Here is a 17,105-nt window from a genome sequence, read left to right as displayed (position 1 = left end):
TCCTTTCCGGTGCAGGGTGTCTGTCTTGTCTCGGCGGGTGGCCCGCCGTCGTTCTGTCACTCGCCGTCGGCGATCCGTTCGACGACGGTCCGGCCGCGGAGCTCCTCGGCCACGGCGGGGTCGAAGTTGCCGGTGGCGGGGGAGAGGCAGTTGGCCGTGGCGGCGGCCATGGCGAACTCGAGGGCCTGGGCCGCCCCCATGGAGCGCTCCATGGCCACGGCGAAGGCGCCCACGAGGGTGTCGCCGGAGCCGACGGGGTTCACGACGTCGATGCTGGGCGCGATGCCGCGGAAGGTGCCCTCGGGACAGGCCATGACGGCGCCGTCGGCGCCCAGGCTCACCACGACGAACTCGATGCCGGTGCCGTGGAGGGCGCGGGCGGCGGCCACCACCTGGGACAGGTCGTCGCAGGGACGGCCCGTGAGCTGGGCGAGCTCGTCGGCGTTGGGCTTGACCATGGTGGGCAGCGCGCGGACGCCCTCCTCGAGGAGGAGGCCCGAGGTGTCGAGGATGACGGGCCTGTCCTCGGCCTTCACGGCCGAGACGATGCGGGCGCAGGCATTGGCGCCGAGCCCGGCCGGCACCGAGCCGTCGACGGTGACCACGGCCGCCTTGCGGGCGAGGCGGCGCACCCTCACGAGAAGCTCCTCGAACTCCGTCTCGGTGACGGGGCGGCCGGGCTCCAGGAACTCGGTGGAGGTGCCGCTCGGGTCGAGGGCGTTGATGCAGGAGCGGGTCTCGCCGGCCACCTCCACGAAGTCGTGGGGCACGCCGTCGCGGTCGAGGAGGTCGCGCAGCAGGGCGCCCGCGTGACCGCCGGCGAACCCGCTGGCCACGACGGACGAGCCGCAGGCGGCGACGGCGCGGGCGGCGTTGAGCCCCTTGCCGCCGGCCACGTCGATGACCTCGGTCACGCGCTGGACCTCGCCCACGGCCACGGGCGCCGCGATGCGGTAGGCCTTGTCGATGGACGCGTTGGGTGTGACGGTGACGATCATGGGCTTCCTCCCGGTGCCTTGGGGGCCACGGCCTCTGTGCTTGTCGGCTGGAATGTACCGCGGCCCTGGGCGGGGGAGCCGGCGGCGCGCGGGGGCCGCGTCGCAACCAAACGAAATGCACCGGGGTTTCAGGGCCAGCAAAGCTTGGGTGGGTGCGGTCGTCTGCTTGCTTAGGAAGCAAAAAGCAAGTCGATTTCTTGCTAAAATGCAAGGCAAGGAAAGGAAAACGTCCACAGAACCTGCGCAAAGGAAAGAACCATGGCCCACCAGGAGTCGCAGCACGGCCGTTCGTTCGGAGAGGAGCGCCGTGCCGCCATCATGGAGCTGCTCGACCGCGAGGCCTCGGTCCAGGTGGCCGACCTCGCCGCGCTCTTCGGCGTGTCGCGGGTGACCGTGCGCTCCGACCTCGACGAGCTCGAGGCGGCCGGCCGGCTGCGCCGCACCCACGGCGGCGCCGTCTCGCTGTCCCGGGCGCTCACGGTCTCCATCCAGGACCGCAGGGTCAACGTGAACGTGGAGGCCAAGCGCGCCGTGGGCCGCGCCGCCGCCGACATGGTGGCCGACGGCGACTCCGTGCTGGTGGACTCGGGCACCACGGCCCTCGAGCTCGTGCGCGCCCTGGGCGGCCACAGCGACGTTACGGTGGTGACCTGCGACTTCACCGTGGCAGACCTCATCGACCGCTCCATGCCTTCCGTCGACGCCATCCTCCTGGGCGGCGAGCTCCGCAAGGGTCACCGCTACACCTACGGGCCCATGACCGAGCAGGCCCTGGCGTCGCTCCACCCTCAGATATCGTTCGTGTGCCCCACGAGCTATGTGCCCGGTCGCGGCCTCATGACCAACTACGCGCCCATGGCCCAGATCAAGCGGGCCATGATGGCGTGCGCCGCGCAGACCGTGGTGCTCATGGATGCCACCAAGGTGGACGCCCCAGGCCTCCTGCTGGTGGACACGCTGGTCGGGGTGGACGCCGTCGTCATGGACCGCGACCCCGACGGGTTGGTGGCGGCCGACCTCGCGGAGCAGGCCCCGGGCGCGCGGCTGGTCCTCACCGGCGAGGTCTGACCCCCTGTCCCATCACTCGGACACTTTTGTCCCACCATAAACCCGACAACCTTCGTCGCCCTGGTCGGGCACTTCGGGTGTCTGCGCGGTGTCGTTCGCACAGCAAAGCCGCACAGTGGGGGGGGACGAGCCGCAAGGGGGTCTTACTGTGCGTTCGCCAAGCCCCTCTCGACGCAAGAGGCCCTTGGCGAACGGTTTTCGGGGAACAAGGACCCCTTATCGAACGGCCTGCCGCACAGCAAGGGCGCCTTGCGTCGAGAGAGGCTTACTGAGCGGCCTTGGCGTGCGGGCCTGGGGCGCCGCCTACCATTGCCGGCCGGATGGGCGGGCCGGGCGCCCCTGTTGCGCGACCCAGTCTCTCTTCAACGGACAGACGGTAGGTTTTGGACGGCGAACGGGCGCCGCTTTGTTCGTCGGGCATCGAAAACGAACACTGAATTTAATGTTAATAATATACTACCTGTATATAGAGCTGTTCTATTAATCTGATTGCGTGTTAGAAAAATGTCCCCAATAAACATTGACTCCAGATACTGGACGGCCGAGGTCGGCGAACCTAGACTCCTCGGTAAAGACAAACAAAATCGAACGAAAACAAACGCCCGTCGAGCCGACCCATGACGCCGCAAGGAGGACCTATGAGTGCAGGGCAGTGCGACCTCTTCTCCCCAGACACCGTCTACCTGCCTGCCTCGGGTACCCGCGAGGGCGTCCTCAAGGAGGTTTCCGCCGACCTGCTCTCCAAGGGCCTCGTCACCGAGGGCTTCCTTCCCAACCTCCTTGAGCGTGAGCGCGCCTACCCCACGGGCATGGACCTCTCCGTTGTTGACCCGGGCCTCCCCAACTTCGCGGCGCCCCATACCGAGTGCGAGTTCGTGCGCGAGACGCGCCTTGTGCCGGTGCGCCTGGCAAGGCCCGTGCCGTGGGGGGATATGCTCGACCCTTCCCACGAGGTCGAGGTGTCGTTCCTCTTCATGATCCTCAACAAGGACATGGAGGCGCAGACAGGCATCCTCGCCCGCGTGATGGATTTCGTCAACGGTCTCGGCCCCCAAGGGCTGAGAGACTTCTTCTCCCTGAGCGACCCGGCAGAGATCAACGCCTTCCTGACCGAGAGGTTCCCACCGTCGGCCGGGTGATCCCCTGCTGCATCGCCGCACCACCCGCAAGCCGCACCACCTGCGGTGACGGATTCCTGTTCGGCGGTCTCCTCGTTTGCCAGCAAAACGGGCCGCAGCATGCGGCCCCGAAGAAAGGAAATATGACCATGATCAAGATTCTTGCCGCCTGCGGCGCCGGGGTGAACTCCAGCCACCAGATCAAGGGCGCCCTTGAGTCCGAGCTCGGGAAGCGTGGCTACGACGTCTCCTGCGACGCCGTGATGATCAAGGACATCACGGCGTCCATGCTCGATAACTACGACATCTTCGCCCAGATCGCCAAGACGGACTTCGGCTTCCCCGTGACCATCCCTGTCGTCGACGCCGGCCCCGTCCTCTACCGCATGCCGGCCATGGCGGCGCCCGTCTACGCCTCCATCGAGGCCGTCATCAAGGAGAAGGGCCTCAAGTAGGTAAGGACGCCCGCCAGCTCGGAAGAGAGGAGTTCGGCCCGTGGATGCCATCATCGGTTTCGCCAACGCCGTCTTCACGCCCGTCATCGACCTGGGTGCCGCCCCGGTCATGACCATCGTCCTCACCATCATCGCCCTCTGCTTCAAGGTGAGGTTCGCCGACGCCCTCATGGGCGGAATCAAGTTGGGTGTCGCCATCACCGGTATCGGTGCAATTATCAATATTCTCACCACATCGTTCGCCGGGCCGATGAACGCCTTCGTGCAGTCCACGGGTCTGCAGCTCACCATCACCGATGTGGGCTGGGCCCCGCTCGCCACGATCACATGGGCGAGCCCTTACACGCTCTATTACCTGCTCGTCGTGGTCCTGCTCGATGTGGTGATGATCGTGTTCAACCGGACCAACACCATCGACGTGGACGTTTTCGACATCTGGCACCTGGCCTTTGTGGGCCTCGCCTGCATGTTCTTCGGGCAGGCGGCCGGTGTCTCCGGGCCCCTCATGCTCGTGGTCTCCACGGTCCTCGTGCTTTTCATCGGCGCCCTCAAGATCGTCAACTCCGACCTCATGAAGCCCACCTTCAACGACTTGCTCGACGTGCCCGACACCAACCCCATGACCACCACGCACATGAACTACATGATGAACCCGGTGAACATGGTGTTCGACAAGTTCTTCGACCGCTTCCTGCCGTGGCTCGACAAGTACGACTTCGACGCCGCCAAGCTCAACTCCAAGATTGGCTTCTGGGGTTCCAAGTTCGCCATCGGCATCTACCTCGGCGTGTTCGTGGGTCTGCTGGGGCATCAGGACGCTAAGCAGATATGCACCCTCGCCTTCACGGGCGGCGTGTGCCTCGAGCTCTTCTCCATGGTGGGCGCCTGGTTCATCGAGGCCATCGAGCCCCTCTCCCAGGGCATCGCCAACTTCGCCACCAACAACAAGCACCTCCAGGGACGCACCCTCAACGTCGGCCTCGACTGGCCCTTCATCGCCGGTCGCGCCGAGATCTGGGCGGCCGCTAACGTGCTCGCCCCGATCATGCTCCTCGAGTCGCTCGTTCTTCCCGGCAACGGGCTGCTGCCCCTGGGAGGCATCATCGCCATGGGCATCACGCCGTCCCTGCTGGTGGTGACCCGCGGCAAGATGCTGCGCATGGTCATCATCGGCGCCCTCGTCATGCCGCTCTTCCTCTGGGCTGGGACCCTGGTGGCCCCCTTCGTGACCCAGATCGCCCAACAGGTCGGGGCCTTCCCCGACGGCGTGACGGGCATGATCAGCCAGACCACCATGGAGGGGCCTGTTGAGAAGTTCCTCGCCTACCTCATCGGCAACGCCACGTCCGGCGACATCACGTTCGTCCTGGGATCCGTGGTGGGCCTGGTCGCCTACACGCTGCTTTTCATCTGGTACCGCCACGAGATGATCAAGCGTAACTACGAGTACGCCAAGCAGGGGAAGTGCCAGCCCGAGACGCTGCTCACCGGCAAGTACACCGAGGGGCTCAAGGCGGCCGCCGAGAAGGCCGCCGAGGGCCAAGGCGACGCCGACGCGTGATTCGCGATCGGCCCGCGTGCCCTTCCCGTTCCCCTCGGCTGTCCCATCACCCGGACACTTTTGTCCCACCGCCGGTCGAATGGGCGGGGAGACAGGTGGCCGGGTGTTCCTGTCACCGCCCTCCACGGCTTCGCCATAGGTGGGCGACGTCCCATGCATGTGTTTGATTTTGTGCGATAGTGGTTGACCGAACAGAGCAGAACAGATGCGAACATTCGACGGGAGGAGGTCCCCCATGCTCAAGTCCGAGCGCCAGGATGCCATCCAGCGCCTGTGCGAGGCCCTGGGAACGGTCACCGTGCGCCAGATAGCGGAGGAGCTCCAGGTCTCCGACATGACCGTCCGCCGCGACCTCGAGGAGATGTCCGGCCAGGACCGCGTGGTGCGCGTCCACGGGGGGGCCCGCCGCGTCACCGGGGAGCGGGGTGCCGCCGTCCCGCGGGAGTACACCCACCGGGAGAAGCGCGCCCTGCACGTGGAGGAGAAGCGCGCCGTGGCCGCCCGCGCCGCCGTGCTCGTGGAGCCAGGCGAGACGGTCTTCCTCGGCGCCGGCACCACCATGGAGCGGCTCGCCCAGGTCCTGCCGGCGGGTCGCCTCCGGGTGGTCACCAACAGCCTCTCGGTCTTCGACCTGCTCCGCGACCGCCCGGACACCGAGCTCTGCCTCGTGGGCGGCATCTACCGCACGGCCACCGACGCCTTCGTGGGTCCCATGGCCGAGAAGTCCCTGGAGCCCCTGGGCATCGATGCCGCGTTCATCGGCTGCAACGGCGTCGTGGACGGCGCCGTGTCCACCTCCAACATGGAGGAGGGGCGCTTCCAGAACGAGGTGCTCGAGCGCTCGGACCGCCGCTACGTGGTCTGCGACTCCTCCAAGGTGGGGCGCCGTGACTTCTACGCCTTCTACTCCCTCGCCGACGTGGACGCCCTCGTGACCGACCGCCTCCTCGCCGCCGGGGAGGTCGAGGACCTCTCCGCGTACACGGAGGTTCTCAACTAGTCGTTCCAGGGGCCGGTCCCCTCAGAGAAAGGATGCACCAATGCGTATCGTCATCGGTTCGGACGCCGAGGGCATGGCCCTCAAGGAGATCGTCAAGGCCCACCTCCTGGAGTCGGGCCACGAGGTGGTGGACCACTCCGAGGAGCCCTCGGCCGACCTGGTGGACTCCACGGTGGCCGTGGGCCGCGACCTCCTCGAGCACCCCGAGAGCCTGGGCTTTGCCTTCGACCGCTACGGCGCCGGCAGCTACATGGCCGCCTGCAACATGAAGGGCCTCGTGGCCTGCGAGTGCTCCGACGAGCGCAGCGCCTTCATGACCCGTCAGCACAACAACGCCCGCCTCATCTGCATGGGCGCCGGCATCACCGGCCCCGACGTGGCCCGCGGCATCGTCGACGAGTTCCTGAGCGAGCCCTACGCCGGCGGCCGCCACCAGATCCGCGTGGACATGCTCGACAAGATGGCCTAGGCCACCCCGACCCTTAAGGAGACACCCATGATCATCGCCATCGGATGCGACCACATCGTCACCGACGAGAAGATGGCCATCGCCGACCACCTCAAGGCCGCGGGCCACACCGTCGTCGACTGCGGCACCTACGACCACTCTCGCACCCATTACCCCATCTACGGCAAGAGGGTGGGCGAGCTCGTGGCCTCCGGCGAGGCCGATGCCGGGGTCGTCATGTGCGGCACCGGCGTGGGCATCACCAACGCCGTGAACAAGGTGCCCGGCGCCCGCTGCTGCCTGGTGCGCGACATGGCCCCGGCCGTCTACGCCCGCGAGAACCTCGCCGCCAACGTGGTGGGTTTTGGCGGCAAGATCTGCGGCGAGTTCCTCATCGCCGACATCGTGGACGCGTTCCTCGGCGCCGAGTACCACGCCACCCCCGAGAACGACGCCCTCGTGGCCAAGATCGACGGCGTCTGGCAGGGCGACGCCGAGGCCCAGGCGGCCCCCGACTTCTTCGACGAGTTCATCGTCAAGTGGGACGAGGGCCACTACCACGACTGACGTCGCGTGACACCGGTGCCTGGCCCATCTGTCACTTCTCCAATTTTATGATTGAAGAAAGCGGCTGTCGGGAGGGGGACTCCCGGCAGCCGCTGCCATGCGTGGGACGGATGTGTCCGGGTGGCGGGACGGCCCGGACCTTAGCGCGCCGGCGGCGCGACGCTCTCCCTCTGGATGAGGGTGCCCGGCATGAGGCAGTGGGCCGGCGTGTCGCCCTGCGGTGCCGCCTCGGCCATGGCGTGCTCGAAGGCCCAGCGGCCCACGGCGCGGTTGTCGAAGCGCAGCGACGTGATGCGGTCGTGGGGCAGGACCGTCGCCAGGGAGTCGTCGACCCCCACCACCGAGACGTCTTCGGGCACGCGCCTCCCAGCGTCGTTGAGAGCATCCACGACGCCCAGGGCCATGGCGTCGTTGGAGGCGTAGATGGCCGTGCACTCGGGGATCGCCGCGAGGTGAGCCCCCGCCTCGTAGCCGCTCATGCCGCTCCAGTCACCCCGGAGCAGGGGAGGCGGCTCGACGCCCCGGGCGACGAGGGCCTCGCGCCACCCCTGCTCGCGAAGGCGCGACGCGATCGACTCCTCCTTGCCGGCCACATGGAAGACCGTGCGGTGCCCGAGGTCGAGGAGGTGGTCCACGATGGTGTGGGAGCACCCGAGCTGGTCGTTGTCCACGGTGGGGCAGAGGGGGTGCTCGAGGTTGGTGATGATGACCATGGGAAGGCCCGCGAGGGGCTTGAAGTCCAGGAAGTTCTCCGCCGGCCGCGTGAGGTTGAAGATCATGCCGTCCACCGGGAGCGCGGAGAGGCGCTCCGCCGCAGAGGTGAGCGTGGCGTGGTCAGTGCAGTCCATCTCGATAAGGGTGAGGGCGCAGCCCGCCTCGGTGGCGGCCCGCGTGATGCCGTCGAGGCGGAATATGTTGCCTGTGGCGGTGATGTTGTTGAACATGGCCAGGCCGACCGTACGGTAGCGCCCCTGCTTCAAGGACCGGCCCGCGAAGCTCGGACGGTACCCGAGGGTCCTCATGGCCTCACGCACCTTTGCGGCCGTCTCGGGCCGCACGGAGTCCGACCCGTTTGCCACGCGGGAGACGGTCTGGGCGGAGACGCCTGCCGCCCGGGCGATGTCGGCGAGGCTCGCGGGGCGGGGCCGTGCCATGGGAACCTCCAAGCGCATGTGGGGACGGGTGCCGGCAGGGGACTGACGACGCAACGGCAAGTGTAGCAGCCGTGGGTCACCATGCGGGACATTCCCTTCAGCTACCGTTTACCGACGAAATGTTAACGCTCACATTGCCAGGGTAGACCGCCCCGAGAGGTCGTGGCGATGCCTGCTAGGTTGGGTTGGTCGCAAAAATGTTAGCGATAACATTGTCTGTTGAGAGCCGAGGCCTGCGGGCCTTCGGGAAAGGGGAGCAACCATGAACCGTGAAGAGGTCACCGCCATCGGGTTCGAGATCGTCGCCTACTCCGGTGACGCCCGCACCAAGCTGCTCGAGGCCGTCAAGTGCGCCAAGGCCGGGGATTTCGAGGGCAGCCGCGCCCTCGTCGTCGAGGCCCAGGAGTGCCTCAACGACGCCCACAACGCCCAGACGGCGATGCTCTCGGCCGAGGCCGCAGGCGACCATGCCGACCTCGGTCTCATCATGGTCCATGCGCAGGACCACCTCATGACCACCATGCTGCTCCGCGACATCGTGGAAAGTCTCGTCGACATCTACCGCTAAAGCCCGTCAAAGGACATCCGTCCAGAGGGGGACCCATGGAAAAGATCATCGCGCTGGTCGAGAAAGGCACGCCCTTCTTCAGCGCCCTCGCCCGCAACAAGTACCTGAAGTCTATCCGTGACGGCTTCATCTCGGCCATGCCGATCATCATCTTCTCGTCCATCTTCCTGCTCGTTGCCGACGTGCCCGCCATCTGGGGCTTCCATTGGCCGGAGGAGATCTACGCGGCCATCATGAAGCCGTACACGTATTCCATGGGCATCTTCGCCCTGGTCGTGGCGGCGACGACGGCCAAATCCTTCACCGAGGCGCAGAACCGCTCGCTGCCCAAGAACAACCAGATCAACTTCGTGAGCACCATGATCGCCTCCATCGTCGGCTTCCTGCTGCTTGCCTCCGACAGCATCTCCATCGTCCTCGAGGACGGCATGGCGGTCGCTGGTTTCAACGGGGCCTTTCTCGCAGCCAAGGGCCTGCTCACGGCCTTCGTCTCCGCCTTCGTGGTCGGCGGCATCTACAAGTTCTGCGTGGGTCGCAACATCACCATCAAGATGCCCGAGCAGGTTCCCCCGAACATCTCCCAGACCTTCAAGGACATCATTCCTTTTAGCGCTGCCGTCGTGTTCTTCTGGGTCTTCGACATGGCCTTCCGCGCCGCTTTCGGCGTGAACTTCGCCGGTGCCGTCATCGAGGTCTTCCAGCCCGTCTTCACCGCCGCCGACGGCTACCTGGGCCTTGCCCTCATCTACGGCGCCATGTCGCTCTTCTGGTTCGTGGGCGTCCATGGCCCCTCCATCGTCGAGCCGGCCATCTCCGCCGCCCTCCTCGCCGGCATGAGCTCCAACCTCGCCGCCTATCAGGCCGGTGAGCACGCCGCCAGCGTCCTGACCCTGGGCGCCCAGTACTTCGTCGTCTGCCTCGGCGGCACGGGCGCCACCCTCGTGGTCTGTCTCATGTTCGCCTTCCTCGCAAAGTCCAAGGAGCTTCAGGCCGTGGGCCGCGCCAGCTCCATCCCCGTGCTCTTCAACGTCAACGAGCCCTTCCTCTTCGGCGCCCCCATGGTGCTCAACCCCGTGTTCTTCGTGCCCTTCGTGCTCGCCCCGGTCCTCAATGTGTGGCTGCTCAAGATCTTCGTCGACCTGCTCGGCATGAACGGTTTCCTCTACACCCTCCCGTGGACCTGTCCCGGCCCGCTGGGCATCGTGCTCGGCTGCGGTCTCGCCCCCTTGGCCTTCGTCTTCATGGTGGCTGTGCTCGCCCTCGACTTCTTTGTGTACTATCCCTTCTTCCGCATGTACGACAAGGTGAAGTGCGAGGAGGAGGCCAAGATCGGGGCCGAGGAGCTCGAGGAGCGCGCCGCCGCCAAGGGCGACGCCATGGGCAGGGCCTTCCAGGGCGAGGCGTCCGCCGACTCCGTGGCGCAGGCCGCCGTGACCCCGAAGGACCAGGCCGCCCTTGAGGCCGCCGCCGAAGGCGACAGCTCCCCGTTCGACGCCCTCAACGGCAAGAAGGTGCTGGTGCTCTGCGCCGGTGGAGGCACCTCCGGTCTCTTGGCCAACGCCTTGGCCAAGGCCGCGACCGAGCGGGGCATCGACCTCGAGACCGCCGCGGGGTCCTATGGCGCCCATACCGACATGATGCCGGACTTCGACCTCGTGGTCCTCGCGCCGCAGGTGGCCGTCAATGCCGCCGAGCTCAAGGCCGACACCGACCGGCTGGGCATCAAGAGCGTCGCCTGTGCCGGCAAGCAGTACATCGACCTCACGCGGGACGGCGAGAAGTCCCTCCGGTTCGTCTACGACATCCTCTTCTCCAAGGAGGGCGACTAATGAAGCGATTCCCCGAAGGTTTCATCTACGGCGGCGCCACCGCCGCCTACCAGTGCGAGGGCGAGACCCTCACCCATGGCAAGGGGAAGGTCGCTTGGGACGACTTCCTCGCCGAGAAGGGGCGCTTCCTCGGTGACCCGGCGAGCGACTTCTACAACCGCTACGGCGAGGACCTCGAGCTCTGCGAGCGGTTCGGCATCAACGGCATCCGCGTGTCCATAGCCTGGAGCCGCATCTTCCCCGAGGGTGCCGGGGCCGTGAATCCCGAGGGCGTGGAGTTCTACCACAACGTCTTCGCCGAGTGCCGCCGTCGCGGCGTGGAGCCCTTCGTCACCCTGCACCACTTCGACACCCCGGCCGCCCTCTACGACGACGGCGACTTCCTCAACCGCGCCACGGTGGATGCGTTCGTGGAGTACGCCCGCTTCTGCTTCGCCGAGTATGCCGACGACGTCACCTACTGGTTCACCTTCAACGAGATCTGGGCCGTGGCCACAAACCAGTACATCGAGGGCGTGTGGCCCCGCGGCCACCAGGCCCGTCTCGACCTCGCCTTCCAATGCGAGCACAACATGATGGTGGCCCACGCCCGCGCCGTGAACCTCTACAAGGAGATGGGATACGGTGGCAAGATCGGCATCGTCCACTCCCTGGAGTACAAGTACCCGGTCGACCCCGATAGCTTTGCCGATATCGCGGCGGCGAAGAACGAGGACGTGCTGCAGAACCAGTTCCTGCTCGACGCCACCTTCGACGGTGCCTACTCCGCCGAGTCCCTCTCTGTGGCCGAGCGCCTCTGCGCCGTGAGCGGGGGCTCCCTCGTCATCGAGCCCGGCGACATGGACGAGCTCGCATGCGCTGCCGAGCGCAACGACTACCTGGGCATGAACTACTACCAGAGCCGCTGGATCCGCGCCTACGACGGCCCCGACGTGCTGCACTTCAACGGCACGGGCGAGAAGGGCACGTCCCGCTTCTGCCTCGCCGGTGTGGGCGAGCGCGTGGAGCCCGACGATGTGCCGCGCACCGACTGGGACTGGCTCATCTACCCCAAGGGCATGTACGACCTCATCATGCGCATCACCATGCAGTGGCCCAACTACAAGGCGATCTACATCACCGAGAACGGCATGGGTTACAAGGACGAGCTGCGGGACGGCGTGGTCATGGACGGCCCGCGCATCGATTACATCCGCGAACACCTCGACTGGAACCTGCGGGCCCAGGAGGCCGGTGCCAACGTGCTCGGTTACTTCGTGTGGTCGCTCATGGACATGTTCAGCTGGAATAACGGTTACAATAAGCGTTATGGTTTGTTCTACGTGGACTTCGAGACCGGCGAGCGCATCCCGAAGGCGAGCGCCTACTGGTTTGCGGGGATCTCCGCCCGAGGCCAGCTCGACGTCTGATTCCCGTCCGCACCCCTGAGAAGGGAGGGTCCCATGGTGAACAAGGAGCCGTTCGGCCGTCTCCCCGACGGCCGCGAGGCCACCCGTTACGTCCTCGCCGGCCCTGGCATCACCGTGGGGGTCGTTGACCTCGGCGCCGCCGTGCAGTCGGTGTGGGTGCCCGACGCCCACGGCGTCTGGGCCGACGTGGCCCTGGGCTACGGTTCGGCGGCCGGCTACGCGGACGACGGCGTGCTCATGGGCGCCACCGTGGGCCCCATCGCCAACCGCGTGGCCGGCGCCGTGCTCGAGGTGGCGGGCCGCACCTGTCGCCTCGCTGCCAACGAGGGGCCCAACTGCAACCACACCGACACCTCGGCGTCGGCCCTGTGGAAGCGCGTCTGGGATGCGGAGGAGGGCCCGGACTCCGTGACCTTCTCCACTGTGGCGGAGGACGGCGAATGGGGCCTGCCCGGTAGGCGCACCTTCTCGGTGGCCTACTCCATCGCGGGCCCGGGCGCCCTCTCCGTGCGCTGGCGAGTGGAGACCGACCGCCCCACCTTCTGCAACCTCACGAACCACGCCTACCTCAACCTGGACGGTCACGGGGCCGGCAGCGTGCTCGGCCACCGGCTCACCCTCGCCTGCCCCGCGTTCACGCCGGCCGACGCCCAGAGCCTCCCCACGGGAGAGGTGGTGCCCGTGGAGGGGACGCCCTTCGACTTCACCGGGGGGAAGGCCCTGGGCGTCGGGGTGGACGACCCCTGCGACCAGGTGGCGTGGGGCCGCGGGTTCGACCGCAACCTCGCGGTGGGCGGCTGGGCCCCCGACGGCCGGCTGCGTCCCGTGGCCCGGCTCGAGGGGGAGTCGGGGCGGGTGCTCGAGCTCTCGACCACACTGCCCGGCGTGCAGCTCTACACGGGCAACTGGCTCGACGTCGCGGGCGCCAAGGACGGCGCGTCCTACGGCCCGCGCAGCGGCGTGGCCCTGGAGCCGCAGTACTTCCCCGACACGCCGCACCACCCGGCGTTTCCCGTCCCCGTCTGCGACGAGGGGCAGCCCTACGACGAGGGGGCCGTCTACGCCTTCTCGGTCACCCGACCCTGAGATGAGGAGAACCATGATCGACCCGCGCCGCATCGAGCGTCTCCAGGAGGTCTTTGACGCCGCCTACGGCTCCTCAGACGCGCCCCGCGTCCTCGCGGTGGCCCCGGCCCGCTCCGAGATCGCCGGCAACCATACCGACCACGAGGGGGGAGAGGTGATCGCCGGCGCCCTCGACCGCGCCATCGTGGGCGTGGCGGCCGCGAACGGCCTCGACGTCATCCGCGTGACGAGCGCGGGGTTCGACCCCGTGGAGGTCTCGCTCGACTCCCTCGAGCCCCGGGCCGACGAGCGCGTCACCACCGCCGGCATCGTGCGAGGCATGGCGGCGTGCATGGCCGCCACCGGTCGCGAGCCGGCCGGCTTCGACATCGTCATGGACAGCGACATCCCCGCCGGCGGCGGCCTGTCGTCGTCGGCGGCCCTCGAGCTCGCCCTCGGGCGGGCCATGGAGCTGCTCTGGGAGGGCCGCGAGGTGGGCGCCGTGGAGCTGGCGCGCATGGGCCAGGCGGCCGAGAACCGCTACTTCGGCAAGCCCTGCGGCCTCATGGACCAGCTCTCCATCGCCGTGGGCGGTCTCGCCAACCTGGACTTCGCCGACGAGGGGGAGCCCGGTTGCCGGAGCCTCGCCTTCGACTTCGCCGACCACGGCTACGCCCTCTGCCTCGTGGAGGTGGGCTGCGACCACGCGGCCTTCACCGACGAGTACGCCGCCGTGCCCCAGGAGATGCAGGCCGTGGCTGCCGCCTTCGGGGAGGCCCGTCTCGACGAGGTGGGCGCCGACGACTTCGACGCCGCCGTCCCCGCCCTCCGCGAGCGCCTCGGCGACCGAGCCGTGCTGCGCGCCCTGCACTACTGGCGCGAGGACTCCCTCGTGGCCGCGCGCTGGGAGGCCCTGACCGACGGCGACATGGACCGGTTCCTCGAGCTCACCCGCGAGTCCGGCGCCTCGAGTGCCATGTTCCTGCAGAACGTCTCCGCCCCCGGCGCCTACCAGCCGGCCATGGTGGCCCTGGCCCTGGCCGAGCGCCTGCTGGCCGGCCGCGGCGCCTGCCGCATCCATGGCGGCGGCTTCGGCGGGTCCATCCAGGCCTTCGTGCCCCTGGACGCCGTCGACGGATTCCGCTCCGCCATGGACGGCTGGCTCGGCGACGGCGCCTGCCAGGTCTACGGCATCTCCGAGGAGGGGGCGAGGGCCTCATGGCTGTGAGCCTTTCCGCCGATATCCGCGCCCTGGTCGACTACGCCTCGGGCTGCGGCCTCGTGGACCCGGCGGACGGGGCCTGGGCGCGCAACTCCCTGCTCGAGGCCGTGGGTGCCGACGGCTGTGCCCATGGCTGGTCCGACCTGCCCGAGAGCGACCTGCCCGAGGGCGACCTCGACCTCGAGGCGGTCCTCGGCCGCCTGGCCGACGTCGCCGTGGCCAACGGCCTCTACGAGGACACCGCCGGCGGCCGCGACCGCGCCGCCATGGCCGTGATGGGCCGGCTCGTCCCGCGCCCCTCCGTCGTGGACGCCGCCTTCCGCGCCGTCGAGGCCTCCGAGGGGCCGCGGGCCGCCACCGACTGGTTCTACCGCCTCTGCTGCGACGCCGGCTACGTGCGCCGCGCGGCCATCGCCCGCAACGTGGCCTGGGTGTCGCCCACCCGCTGGGGCGACCTCCAGATCACCATCAACCTTTCCAAGCCCGAGAAGGACCCCCGCGACATCGCCTCGGCAGGGGCCGCCCCCGCCGACGGCGACGTGTACCCGGCCTGCCAGCTCTGCGTGGAGAACGAGGGCTATCCCGGCCGTCCGGCCTCCTCGCCCTTCGGCGACCACCCGGCCCGCCAGAACCTGCGCATCGTCCCCGTGACGCTGCAGGGCGAGCCGTGGGGCCTCCAATACAGCCCCTATGCATACTTCGGCGAGCACTGCATCGTCATGAGCCGGGAGCACCGTCCCATGCACGTGGACCGCACCTCCATGGCGTGCCTCCTCGACCTGCTGGACCGGTTCCCCCGCTACTTCTTCGGCTCCAACGCCGACCTGCCTGTGGTGGGCGGCTCCATCCTGTCCCACGACCACTTCCAGGGCGGCCGCCACGTGTTCCCCATGATGGAGGCGCCGGTCGAGGAGGCCTTCTCCATGGAGGGGTGCCCGGGTGTGGACTGCGCCGTGGTGCGCTGGCCCCTGTCGGTGATCCGCCTGGAGTCCGACGACCGCGACGCCCTCCTCGACGCCGCCTGCCGCGTGCTCGACCGCTGGCGCACCTACGACGACCCCGCCGTGGGCGTCCTCTCCCGGACGGGCGCCGTGCCCCACAACACCGTCACGCCCATCGTCTACCGGGTGGGCGACCGCTACCGGGCCGACCTCGCGCTGCGCTGCAACGTGACCTCCGACGAGCACCCGCTCGGCGTGTTCCACCCCCACGAGGAGTGGCATCACATCAAGAAGGAGAACATCGGCCTCATCGAGGTCATGGGTCTCGCCATCCTGCCGCCGCGGCTCGTGCCCGAGCTCGCCGCCGTGGCACGCTGTCTCGTGGCCGGGACCGACCCCATGGACGACCCGGAGGCGGCGCCCCACGGCGAGTGGGCCCGCGGGCTGGCCGGGAGGTACCCGGGCCTGACGCCCGGGGAGGCGGAGTCCGTGGTGCGCGGCGAGGCGGGCGACGTCTTTGCCCACGTGCTCGAGGACGCCGGCGTCTTCAAGTGGGACGAGGCCGGCCGCGCGGCCCAGCGCCGCTTCCTGGAGGCGCTGGCCTAGGGCCGCCCCATGGCAGACGAGAGGAGACACCGAGGGGGCGCCCGTGTCGCAGGATGCGGGCGCCCCCTCTCGTTCTGCGCGTGTGACACCGGGGTCCGGCCCATCGGTCGCGTCCCCTGTCGTCGGGTCGATGATATGGCAGCGGGGTGTCCCGCCGACGCGACGGGGGCGGGTCTCAGGTGAGGACCGCGGTGTACTGCTCGGTGGCCGTGCGCACGGCCTCGGGCAGGCCGCCCTCGCTCACGACGGCCGTGAGGCCGTCGAGGGAGTAGAAGCTGTAGAAGTCGCGCCGGTCGAACTTGCTGGCATCGGCGAGCAGGTAGCGCTCGTCGGCGGCGTCCAGGGCCACGCGCTGGAGGGCGCAGGCGTCCATGTTGCTGGCGTAGGCCTTGTCCTCGTGGATGCCGTTGACGCCCACGAAGGCCTTGGTGACGCCCATGCGGGAGAGGGTCTCCTCGGCCAGGGGTCCCACCAGGGCCCCCGTGCCCGGGCGGTAGAGGCCGCCGAGCAGGAACAGCTCCATCCCCGAGCGCTCCTCGAGGACGGCGAAGATGGGGAGGCTGTTGGTGACCACGCGCAGGGTGAGGTCGGGCAGGTTCGCGGCCATGGCCTCCACCGTGGTCCCCGACCCGAGGAAGACGGTGTCGCCCTCGTCCACCAGGGTCGCGGCCCGGGCGCCGATCTCGCGCTTGGCCTCCCGGTGCAGCAGCTGGCGCTCGGTGCGCGTGCGCTCCCGGGACAGGGTGAGGCCGTGGGCCGGCGCCGCGGAGGTGGCCCCTCCCCGCACCCGCACGAGCCGCCCCGCCTCGGCGAGCTCGTCGAGGTCGCGGCGCACCGTCATCTCCGATATGTCCAGGAGCCGGGCGGCCGCGCGCACGGAGAGGTTGCGGTGTTCGTCGGTGAGGCGCACGAGGGCGTCTTGGCGCTCCGATTTGAGCATGGCTCCTCCGATGGTCGGCCCTGGGTCCCCGCGGGGTCTCTTCCATAACAATATAGAACATGGTGCGGAGCGGCGATGGGTCCCGTCAGCAAAGATTCGCACAATGGGAGGACCGGTGGGACCGGGGTCCCAAACAAGTTGTTAGGTATCCAAATA

At 68.3% G+C, this 17,105-nt stretch carries 16 protein-coding genes; 13 read left to right on the top strand and 3 right to left on the bottom strand.

All coding sequences use genetic code 11. The annotated features are described in order from the left end of the window. Window positions 1-56 precede the first annotated feature (56 nt). Window positions 57-998: a 1-phosphofructokinase family hexose kinase gene (locus OR600_RS07910; protein ID WP_135978253.1), complete on the bottom strand. Its 942-nt coding sequence runs from the start codon at window positions 996-998 to the stop codon at window positions 57-59. Between the two features lie 258 nt (window positions 999-1,256). On the opposite strand from OR600_RS07910, the gene OR600_RS07905 reads away from it, so the two are divergent. The 7 genes from OR600_RS07905 (at window position 1,257) to lacB (ending at window position 7,215) form a co-directional block, all read left to right on the top strand. Continuing rightward, the gene (locus OR600_RS07905; RefSeq protein WP_135978254.1) at window positions 1,257-2,066 is read left to right on the top strand and encodes a DeoR/GlpR family DNA-binding transcription regulator; all 810 of its coding nucleotides are present in this window, start codon (window positions 1,257-1,259) and stop codon (window positions 2,064-2,066) included. Window positions 2,067-2,704: 638 nt separating this feature from the next. After that, window positions 2,705-3,205 (top strand): PTS sugar transporter subunit IIA, encoded by a 501-nt coding sequence (locus OR600_RS07900; protein WP_135978255.1) that lies wholly within the window; start codon window positions 2,705-2,707, stop codon window positions 3,203-3,205. Between the two features lie 128 nt (window positions 3,206-3,333). Further along, window positions 3,334-3,639, top strand: coding sequence for a PTS sugar transporter subunit IIB (locus OR600_RS07895; protein WP_135978256.1), 306 nt, complete (start codon window positions 3,334-3,336; stop codon window positions 3,637-3,639). A gap of 40 nt (window positions 3,640-3,679) precedes the next feature. Beyond that, on the top strand, window positions 3,680-5,200 hold the full coding sequence (locus OR600_RS07890; protein WP_135978257.1) for a PTS transporter subunit IIC: 1,521 nt from the start codon (window positions 3,680-3,682) through the stop codon (window positions 5,198-5,200). Between the two features lie 235 nt (window positions 5,201-5,435). Further along, window positions 5,436-6,200 (top strand): DeoR/GlpR family DNA-binding transcription regulator, encoded by a 765-nt coding sequence (locus OR600_RS07885; RefSeq protein ID WP_135978258.1) that lies wholly within the window; start codon window positions 5,436-5,438, stop codon window positions 6,198-6,200. A 40-nt stretch (window positions 6,201-6,240) separates the two neighbouring features. Continuing rightward, on the top strand, window positions 6,241-6,669 hold the full coding sequence (gene lacA, locus OR600_RS07880) for a galactose-6-phosphate isomerase subunit LacA (protein ID WP_135978259.1): 429 nt from the start codon (window positions 6,241-6,243) through the stop codon (window positions 6,667-6,669). A 27-nt stretch (window positions 6,670-6,696) separates the two neighbouring features. Beyond that, the gene (lacB, locus tag OR600_RS07875) at window positions 6,697-7,215 is read left to right on the top strand and encodes a galactose-6-phosphate isomerase subunit LacB (RefSeq protein WP_135978260.1); all 519 of its coding nucleotides are present in this window, start codon (window positions 6,697-6,699) and stop codon (window positions 7,213-7,215) included. Between the two features lie 140 nt (window positions 7,216-7,355). On the opposite strand, the gene OR600_RS07870 is transcribed toward lacB, so the two are convergent. Next, window positions 7,356-8,369: a LacI family DNA-binding transcriptional regulator gene (locus OR600_RS07870; RefSeq protein WP_251173748.1), complete on the bottom strand. Its 1,014-nt coding sequence runs from the start codon at window positions 8,367-8,369 to the stop codon at window positions 7,356-7,358. 262 nt (window positions 8,370-8,631) lie between these two features. Between OR600_RS07870 and OR600_RS07865 the strand changes: the two genes are divergently transcribed. From OR600_RS07865 to OR600_RS07840, 6 genes are read left to right on the top strand one after another with little or no spacing between them, the layout of a single operon-like run. Next, window positions 8,632-8,937 (top strand): PTS sugar transporter subunit IIA, encoded by a 306-nt coding sequence (locus OR600_RS07865; RefSeq protein ID WP_265590956.1) that lies wholly within the window; start codon window positions 8,632-8,634, stop codon window positions 8,935-8,937. Between the two features lie 35 nt (window positions 8,938-8,972). Further along, window positions 8,973-10,766, top strand: a complete 1,794-nt coding sequence (locus OR600_RS07860; protein WP_265590954.1) for a lactose/cellobiose PTS transporter subunit IIB — start codon at window positions 8,973-8,975, stop codon at window positions 10,764-10,766. Further along, entirely contained in the window at window positions 10,766-12,175 is a 1,410-nt protein-coding gene (gene lacG, locus OR600_RS07855; protein WP_204406696.1) for a 6-phospho-beta-galactosidase, read from the top strand. The genes OR600_RS07860 and lacG overlap by 1 nt, the downstream gene beginning before the upstream one ends. A gap of 33 nt (window positions 12,176-12,208) precedes the next feature. Continuing rightward, window positions 12,209-13,261, top strand: a complete 1,053-nt coding sequence (locus OR600_RS07850) for an aldose epimerase family protein (RefSeq protein ID WP_251164313.1) — start codon at window positions 12,209-12,211, stop codon at window positions 13,259-13,261. 13 nt (window positions 13,262-13,274) lie between these two features. After that, on the top strand, window positions 13,275-14,468 hold the full coding sequence (locus OR600_RS07845) for a galactokinase (protein ID WP_265590953.1): 1,194 nt from the start codon (window positions 13,275-13,277) through the stop codon (window positions 14,466-14,468). Next, window positions 14,459-16,009, top strand: coding sequence for a UDP-glucose--hexose-1-phosphate uridylyltransferase (locus OR600_RS07840; RefSeq protein ID WP_135978267.1), 1,551 nt, complete (start codon window positions 14,459-14,461; stop codon window positions 16,007-16,009). The genes OR600_RS07845 and OR600_RS07840 overlap by 10 nt, the downstream gene beginning before the upstream one ends. A 175-nt stretch (window positions 16,010-16,184) precedes the next feature. On the opposite strand, the gene OR600_RS07835 is transcribed toward OR600_RS07840, so the two are convergent. Next, on the bottom strand, window positions 16,185-16,949 hold the full coding sequence (locus tag OR600_RS07835) for a DeoR/GlpR family DNA-binding transcription regulator (RefSeq protein ID WP_135978268.1): 765 nt from the start codon (window positions 16,947-16,949) through the stop codon (window positions 16,185-16,187). Window positions 16,950-17,105 lie beyond the last annotated feature (156 nt).

Source organism: Granulimonas faecalis (assembly GCF_022834715.1).
In the GTDB taxonomy this organism is placed as follows: Bacteria; Actinomycetota; Coriobacteriia; order Coriobacteriales; family Atopobiaceae; genus Granulimonas; species Granulimonas faecalis.
The sequence above is the reverse complement of the archived record's forward strand: the minus strand, read 5'-3'. Positions and strand labels throughout refer to the sequence as shown.